We start from the raw sequence: 7,114 nt of genomic DNA, 5'->3' as shown, positions 1-7,114 counted from the left end.
TAGTCAGTAGTCAGTAGTCAGTAGTCAGAAGTCAGAAGTCAGAAGTCAGTAGTCAGTAGTCAGTAGTCAGTAGTCAGAAGTCAGAAGTCAGAAGTCAGAAGTCAGAAGTCAGTAGTCAGAAGTCAGTAGTCAGAAGTCAGTAGTCAGAAGTCAGTAGTCAGAAGTCAGTAGTCAGAAGTCAGAAGTCAGAAGTCAGTAGTCAGAAGTCAGAAGTCAGTAGTCAGAAGTCAGAAGTCAGAAGTCAGTAGTCAGAAGTCAGTAGTTACTGATTATTGGGAGATATTCAAAACAAATAACAAATAACAATTGGCAATTGCCAACTGCCAACTGCCAACTGCCAACGGTCAACGGTCAACTGTCAACTGACATCTGACAAAGCATCAAGCCAAACCACTGATTTGGATCTGTCCAAACCTGCACTGGCATTAAACCACGCTGCGACAGTTCTTTTTTTACAGTATTGAGATTAAACTTGCGCGATATTTCGCTGCGGATAGTTTCTCCCGCTGCAAATTCAATTGTTAAATTGAGAGAACGCAACTGCACTGTTTGCGCTTTTTTACTTTTCAAGTGCATTTCAATTTGACATTCCTCTTGATTGTAAAAAGCCCAATGCTCGAACTGTGCTAAATCAAAATTTCCCTCATATTTTCGATTTAAATGTCGCAGCATATTCAAGTTAAATGCTGCCGTTACTCCTTGACTGTCATCGTAGGCAGGCTCTAAAATATCCTTAGATTTGTCCAAGTCAATTCCCAGCAAAAAATACTCTCCCGGCTGCAGTGCACCGACAATTTGCGAGAAGAATAAATCGCATTCTTGAGCGTTGAGATTGCCGAGGGTACTGCCGAGAAAGCAAATCATTCGGGTTGGCAACGGCGACGGTGCAATTTTAGCTAAGGCTAATTCGTATGTGCTGACAAGTCCGTGAATCTGGAGCGACGGATAATCTGCCAACAGTTGACAAGCGCTGCTTTCTAGGATAGTAGGACTGATATCGATCGGCAAATAGTGCAGGGGATATTCCAGTTGACTGTAAGCATCAAGGAGAATCCGAGTTTTGGTGGAACTGCCGCTGCCGAGTTCGACGATTTGGCAAGGGCCCGTTAAATTGGCGATCGCCCCCGCGCACCCCTGCAAAATTGCCGTCTCAGTGCGTGTCAAGTAGTATTCCGGCAACTGGCAAATCAACTCAAACAGGTTTGAGCCGCGATCGTCGTAGAAATACTTTGGAGGCAGGGATTTGGGGGTTTGAGTCAACCCGCTAACTGCATCGCTGCCAGCATTGATTTCTGCGGGTGTCAGTGCCGCAGCGCTCACCAGCCGCTCTAAATGCAGCCGGTTTTCCTTCGTTGAGGCTGAGTTTGTCGTGTCGGACAGTCTTGGGGATTTCATAAAGTAATTTTTAGATGCACATATATATGGGTATAGCACGCAGTCGCGTTGCCAAATATCGCGCTCAAGTGAGGTTTTTCATGTCGCTCTCGGTTCTGTATTATCTCACCAGATGGATCTCGCACCCACAATTAAAACTTAAATAAAACTTAAAAATTTTCAACTAAAATTATAAAAAACTTCACAAAAGTTTTTTTATTTAATATTTTTACCCGATCAAAGCTTTAGCATTTCGCAAACAAATTTGTCCCTAATTCCCCATCAATCCTTTTATATGGTATCCGTAAAAGAACCGTTATAAGTTAGTAGGGAGGACTTTAGTCCGAGCGAGTGTATTGAGGACTTTAGTCTTCACTAAGAACCAAGGAGCGCACGGAGCCGTGCACTCGATAATTATAATGAAATAGCGAACTACTTAGCGCAGCGAAAACCAGCAATAATTTGCCGCACGCCCGGATAGTACCAATTCCGAAAGGTCGATCGCAGTGCCTGCGGAAAAGTTGCCCAACTCCCGCCTTTCAAAACCCGGTGTTCTCCATCAAAATAAACTTGAGAATATCCCCTGTAAGGATAACTTTCAAATCCCGGATAGGCGTCAAAGCTTGAAGCAGTCCACTCCCAAACATTGCCCAACATATCATAGCAGCCGATCGCACTTGCTCCTTTAGGGAAGGCATCAACTGGCGAGGTATTGGCAATATTATTGCCGTGATTGCACAGGCTGCCGTTTGGCGGTTCTTCTCCCCAAGGATAGATGCGATATGTTTGATTTGTGGCATCCCAACTTGCCGCTTTTTCCCATTCGGCTTCCGATGGCAAACGCTTGCCGATAAAGTTGCAGTAAGCTTCGGCTTCGTACCAACTCACTCCGCAAACTGGATGGTTGTTGAAAGCTGGATTTTCTGACCAGTAAAGCGGTTGAGAGACGGCTTCGCCTTGCAGCCATTTCCACCCGTCCGCTGACCACCAATCAGGGTTTTGATAGCCGCCGGATTCCATGAAATCTTGGTATTGACGGCAAGTGACGGGATAGCGATCGATCGAGTATGCTTCTAAATAACACAGGTGGCGCGATCGCTCATTATCCAAAGCCTCAGCAGCATCGCTTCCCATGTAAAATTCCCCGCCCGGAATTTCAATCGCCGAATCGGTAATTGGGTATCGGGAATTGGGCATTGGGAATTGGGCATTGGGAATTGGGCATTGGGCATTGGGCATTGGGAATTTCTGCTGCTTTATTCCTCGCTGTTGTAGAGAATTAATCCGTGTATCCGTGTCCAAATCCGTGTCGTGCGTTCCTTCCTTTTTCCTGTGCATTTGCAACACGAAAGCAACAGTTTCGCAGTGCTGACTTTCGTGCTGAATAATAAACCGCCAGAGACGTTCTTGCTCGTCGATCGGCGCTACTTCCAAATAATCTAACAGCTTTTTTCTCACCGCGTCCAGATATAATTCAACTTCAGGTAACCTCGGCAGAAAAACCCGTTGTTTTTTCGGCAAAATATCAGCAGCAAACAGTTGGTGATACTGAGGAAACACAGGTTCCAAGCCAGCACATCGTTGCAACAGCCACAAATCCTCAGTATAAGCAATGTGGCCTAAGTGCCAGCCAACTGGACTGAAATCAGGATGAGCTTGACGGCAAAAAGTATCATAATCGATGTCTGCAAATAGCTTGAAAGTGCCGCTGCGACACTGCTGCAAATCGCGATAAATTGCCTCTCTACAAGATTGGATAGATTTCGATATCACGCTCTACTCCGGTACTGATAATGCTCTGGACTGGACACTCGTGCCAATTGCCAGCAAATAAAGGTTCAGAAGCAATGATGACAGAATTTGGGAAATTTAAATCGTCTCGCAGCCAATAGAGGGAAGGAGGGGTTTTTTGGGAAGCAAAGCGAGAGGCAACGAGCTGGTGTCCGTCGCTGATAATTATATTAGCTGAAAATTCTACTTGGTGAAAGTTTGCTAGCTCTGCCAAAGTTTTCAGGGAGTTTTGCAAAGCAGCTTGTATGGTCAGATTTCCGGCGGTCAATTCATTGACAAACAAGGCGAAGATATGCTCTGAGTCTGTAGTACCGTTAATTGATTGATACAGGGTATCGCTGAGCCGATCGCGAATTGGTCTGTAAAGAGTTTGCCGAAAATTCTTCACGAAGCCGTTGTGTACGAACAGCAGGCGATCGTTCTGAAACGGCTGACAGTTGCTCAAATCTACAGGTTGTCCTGAAGTTGCACTGCGAACATATCCGATCGCGCATCCAGATTCAACGTATCGACTGATACTCGGAAGGTTAATGTCGCTCCAAATTGGCTGTACATTTTTATAGGTAAACGGGTCAGTATCTAGGTGCGGGTGATACCAACCAATACCAAAACCGTCAGCATTGAGTAGGCCAGAAGTCATTTCGCGGGGATCGTAACTCTGCACAATTAGGGAATGTTCCGGCTTGTACAGAATAGCATCAAGTAAAATCGGCTCCCCGAGGTAGCCAAGCAAACGGCACATAAAATTTTTGCAGCAATTTGATTAGCATTGTAAGTCATTAGCCGAAAAATTGCCCGTTAGCGAAGCCCTCGAAGAGGATCGCCCATCTTCAGCGCTGGAAGGTTTTTTGTAGGCCGCTGCCAGCATCGCAGTACAAACGATACAGTTAAGGTAGAACCCCTGCAGCACAAGGAGACTCTTGAATGTTCCTCGACGAACTCATCCCAATGGCGAAAGAATTGATCGAACAGCCGATCGCCTTCGCGGGCGGATTTTTATCTGGCCTGCTTCGACTCAACCTTCACGAAGATCCCGTTAAAAGCTGGATCGACGAGCAAGCTGGTTCAACTTCCTACACTACTCCCCCAGCCGAACCCACCAACGGTAAAAGCACGGGGCCTCAGTCAATCTCGATCGACTAAGGAAAAGCAGTAACATCCTCCCAACGCCAAACTGATTACAGTTATGGCGTGGGCTTCCAAACTTCACTGTTTGGCTTTTCGCGTTTTTCCCTTACGGGATTTCCAGATTTGGCTAGATTGAATTGCTCACTTCCCGCTAGAAAGTCTGCACAGACACAAGCGATTCCCGTATAGCCTTTCTCAGATAGATGAAGAACAATAACAGCAGTGTGTAAACCAGTTCCCAATATCTTGCTGAGAAAGTTGACGGAATGCAAACTCGATCGCCTTTCCTAATTATTGATAATTTGTTGTGTTGATAAAACCGAAAATATTTGTAAGTTTTGACCATAATTTTTCAGTCTTATGATAAATCAGGCGAAGGGGGCGACAAGTATATTATTTTCGCCTTTCTTTTTGATTACTTTATTTACTGATTTGCCTCTTTTTATGACCATTTTTCATCATTACCAAAGCATTTTTTCATTGTTTCGGTAGGTTGCCGGAGCATAAAAAGTATCAAATCTAATTGTATCATTTTCCTTCTTAAATTAACTTATAGCAATCCTAAATCAGTTGTAAAAATATGTAGGGGTAGTGCTACCCCTACTCCCCGTGCCTACCCCACCCAAGGCGGGGCAACCGGGCGTGGGTTTGCCCCTACAAGAATTACACAAATCATTTAGGATTGCTATATATTAGAACTTTATGAACCATATAGCAATCCTAAATAAATCGTAATTTTTTTACCCCTCCCCAACCCTCCCCGAAGCCGCGGGGAGTCCGTAAGAAATTCACAAATGATGCGAGGATTGCTATACCTTGTTAGTCGCTTTGTTTCCGAAGATGCTTGGTGATTCGTCGCCCACCTATCACTGATCAGATTAAAATCAAGTATTGTTCACGGGTGGGATTCCTCGCCGCCCCAAAACTCATATCCTGACTCGCCCTGCGGATGAATGAGGATATGAGTTGTGATTAAGCTAACTATTGCAGCCATTACCAAGGGTTGGTCAATCGATTTTAGATTTTAGATTTTAGATTTTAGATTTGAAGCATTAACCCCACGGATAAATTTGGGGGCTTATTTATCGGATACAGGTTTTTTATTTATCCACGCATAAATCCGGGGGCTTGTATCCTGGATGCTTTCGGTCAATGCGGCAAACCATTTTAGTCAGAGTCGATCGCCCAGTTGTATGGTAGATAGCACTTGACAGTTAAATTAACAGGTTATTATGTATAGCACAACAAGTTCAGTTCGATCGACATGACTATCTACATTGGAAATCTGTCTTACCGCGCCACCGAAGAAGACCTGAAAGCAGTATTTGCAGAACACGGCACAGTCAAGCGAGTTGTCTTGCCTACCGACAGGGAAACCGGTCGGATGCGCGGTTTTGCATTTGTTGAGATGATGGAGGATGCCCAAGAAGACGCTGCAATTGCCGAATTAGACGGTGCAGAGTGGATGGGGCGTCCCTTGCGAGTGAACAAAGCTAAACCGAAAGAAGAGGGAAATCGAGGCGCAGGTATCAAGAGAAACGACGGATATTAGTCTGCGATGCGGCGGTTGACATCCTCTCGAAACCCACCTGATGCACCAGTGCGCCAGTAGCGCCGAATTGCTACCAGCAGTTGATTTTGGGGATGAAATGTCAACTCCGCTGCACAAAAACATCGATTATTTACAGGAGCCTGCGGTATGGTTTTATTACAAGAATTTGATGCCCAAGAATGGGTGAAAACGCGCAGTTCCCTAGACGGTGAAGCAACATTTCTCACCTGGAACGGTTATATTTACTCTTTTGTTCCCAACGAACCGAAAAAGCGCTTGTTCAAAATACTTGGCATGAGTGCAAGCAGGTGTATTGCTGACGGCGAGGGCGGCTGGAAATTCACCTCGCGAGAACTAACTTACTATCTAGACCCCAACAGCGGAAAAATTCTCCACAAATGGGAGAACCCTTGGACAGGAGAAACCCTAACGGTTGCTCACGTTGCTAACAACCCCGTCCAAGGGAATTTTAAAGGAATTTTCCCGGCTAAAGTAGAGCCTGAAATTACGACTTTTGTCTTTGACTTATTTCCCAACTATCCTAATCCTTTAGCTGAGGATGCCAGATTTGTTGATTACAGTCCAAATCCCATCTATCAAGCAGCAGAATTATTTAAGCTGACAGTGCCCACAGCAGAATTATTAAATCCCGAACTTGTCTCAGTTTCTCAAGTAATTCTGAGTTGGGATAGAATCGGGCCGTGGCTGGCATGGATGAAAATGGGAAATCGACCCGGTAACATGATTTACAGTGCCACGGGTTCCAAAGTCAAGAGTTGGACAGAATTACCTCAATTGCTGCAAGATGAAATCAAAACTCGCATTCCTTTGTATAAAGATGCGCCGAAATCGCAATTAGATGTGGAAGATATGACTTCTTGGATTTATTTTCAACAGAACTTTGATGCTTATCTCGCGGGAGAAAGATTCCCTCTGCCAGCACCGGAAGCATAAGCTCATAATAGATGAATGCCCTCAATCAGTTCGCGATCGCATGGCGGCCCATGCGAAACCGGGTTTTTTACTGAATCTGCAGGCCCAAACGCGTCTTTTCGTCCATCTTTCCCCGGTTTCGAGCAGTCGGAGTGCGATCGCGAACTGTCAATGTAGGGTGCGCGCACCAGGACATTACCGCATCATATCAAATCCGGTAGCATCGGAATTAATATTACTTACAGCCAGGACACGGCACTGCCGTGCCCCTACAATTAATCTGGCGTAGGGAAGCGGCACGTGCAGTCTCCTCTATATCATAAGGAGTGTAACCGG

Annotated in this window: 6 protein-coding genes; 3 read left to right on the top strand and 3 right to left on the bottom strand. The window is 45.3% G+C overall.

Annotation, left to right across the window (positions count from 1 at the left end; genetic code table 11):
* Positions 1–351: 351 nt before the first annotated feature.
* From egtD to egtC, 3 genes are all read right to left on the bottom strand, one after another.
* Positions 352–1,395, bottom strand: coding sequence for an L-histidine N(alpha)-methyltransferase (gene egtD, locus QUB12_RS23460; RefSeq protein ID WP_333144029.1), 1,044 nt, complete (start codon positions 1,393–1,395; stop codon positions 352–354).
* A gap of 411 nt (positions 1,396–1,806) precedes the next feature.
* Positions 1,807–3,147 carry an ergothioneine biosynthesis protein EgtB gene (locus QUB12_RS23455; protein WP_333144030.1) on the bottom strand — a complete coding sequence of 447 codons (1,341 nt, stop codon included), beginning with the start codon at positions 3,145–3,147 and terminating at the stop codon, positions 1,807–1,809.
* The gene (gene egtC / locus QUB12_RS23450; RefSeq protein ID WP_333144031.1) at positions 3,119–3,907 is read right to left on the bottom strand and encodes an ergothioneine biosynthesis protein EgtC; all 789 of its coding nucleotides are present in this window, start codon (positions 3,905–3,907) and stop codon (positions 3,119–3,121) included. The genes QUB12_RS23455 and egtC overlap by 29 nt, the downstream gene beginning before the upstream one ends.
* A gap of 182 nt (positions 3,908–4,089) precedes the next feature.
* On the opposite strand from egtC, the gene QUB12_RS23445 reads away from it, so the two are divergent.
* From QUB12_RS23445 to QUB12_RS23435, 3 genes are all read left to right on the top strand, one after another.
* Complete coding sequence (locus QUB12_RS23445; protein ID WP_190736419.1) at positions 4,090–4,308, top strand: hypothetical protein; 219 nt, start codon at positions 4,090–4,092, stop codon at positions 4,306–4,308.
* Positions 4,309–5,557: 1,249 nt separating this feature from the next.
* A complete protein-coding gene (locus tag QUB12_RS23440; protein WP_333109618.1) occupies positions 5,558–5,845 on the top strand; it encodes an RNA-binding protein in 288 nt (95 codons plus the stop codon).
* Positions 5,846–5,992: 147 nt separating this feature from the next.
* Positions 5,993–6,799, top strand: coding sequence for a DUF1838 domain-containing protein (locus QUB12_RS23435; protein WP_333109620.1), 807 nt, complete (start codon positions 5,993–5,995; stop codon positions 6,797–6,799).
* Positions 6,800–7,114: the final 315 nt, after the last annotated feature.

This window comes from Microcoleus sp. B7-D4 (assembly GCF_036705125.1).
Taxonomy (GTDB): domain Bacteria; phylum Cyanobacteriota; class Cyanobacteriia; order Cyanobacteriales; family Microcoleaceae; genus Microcoleus.
This window is presented reverse-complemented; position numbering and strand designations above follow the sequence as displayed.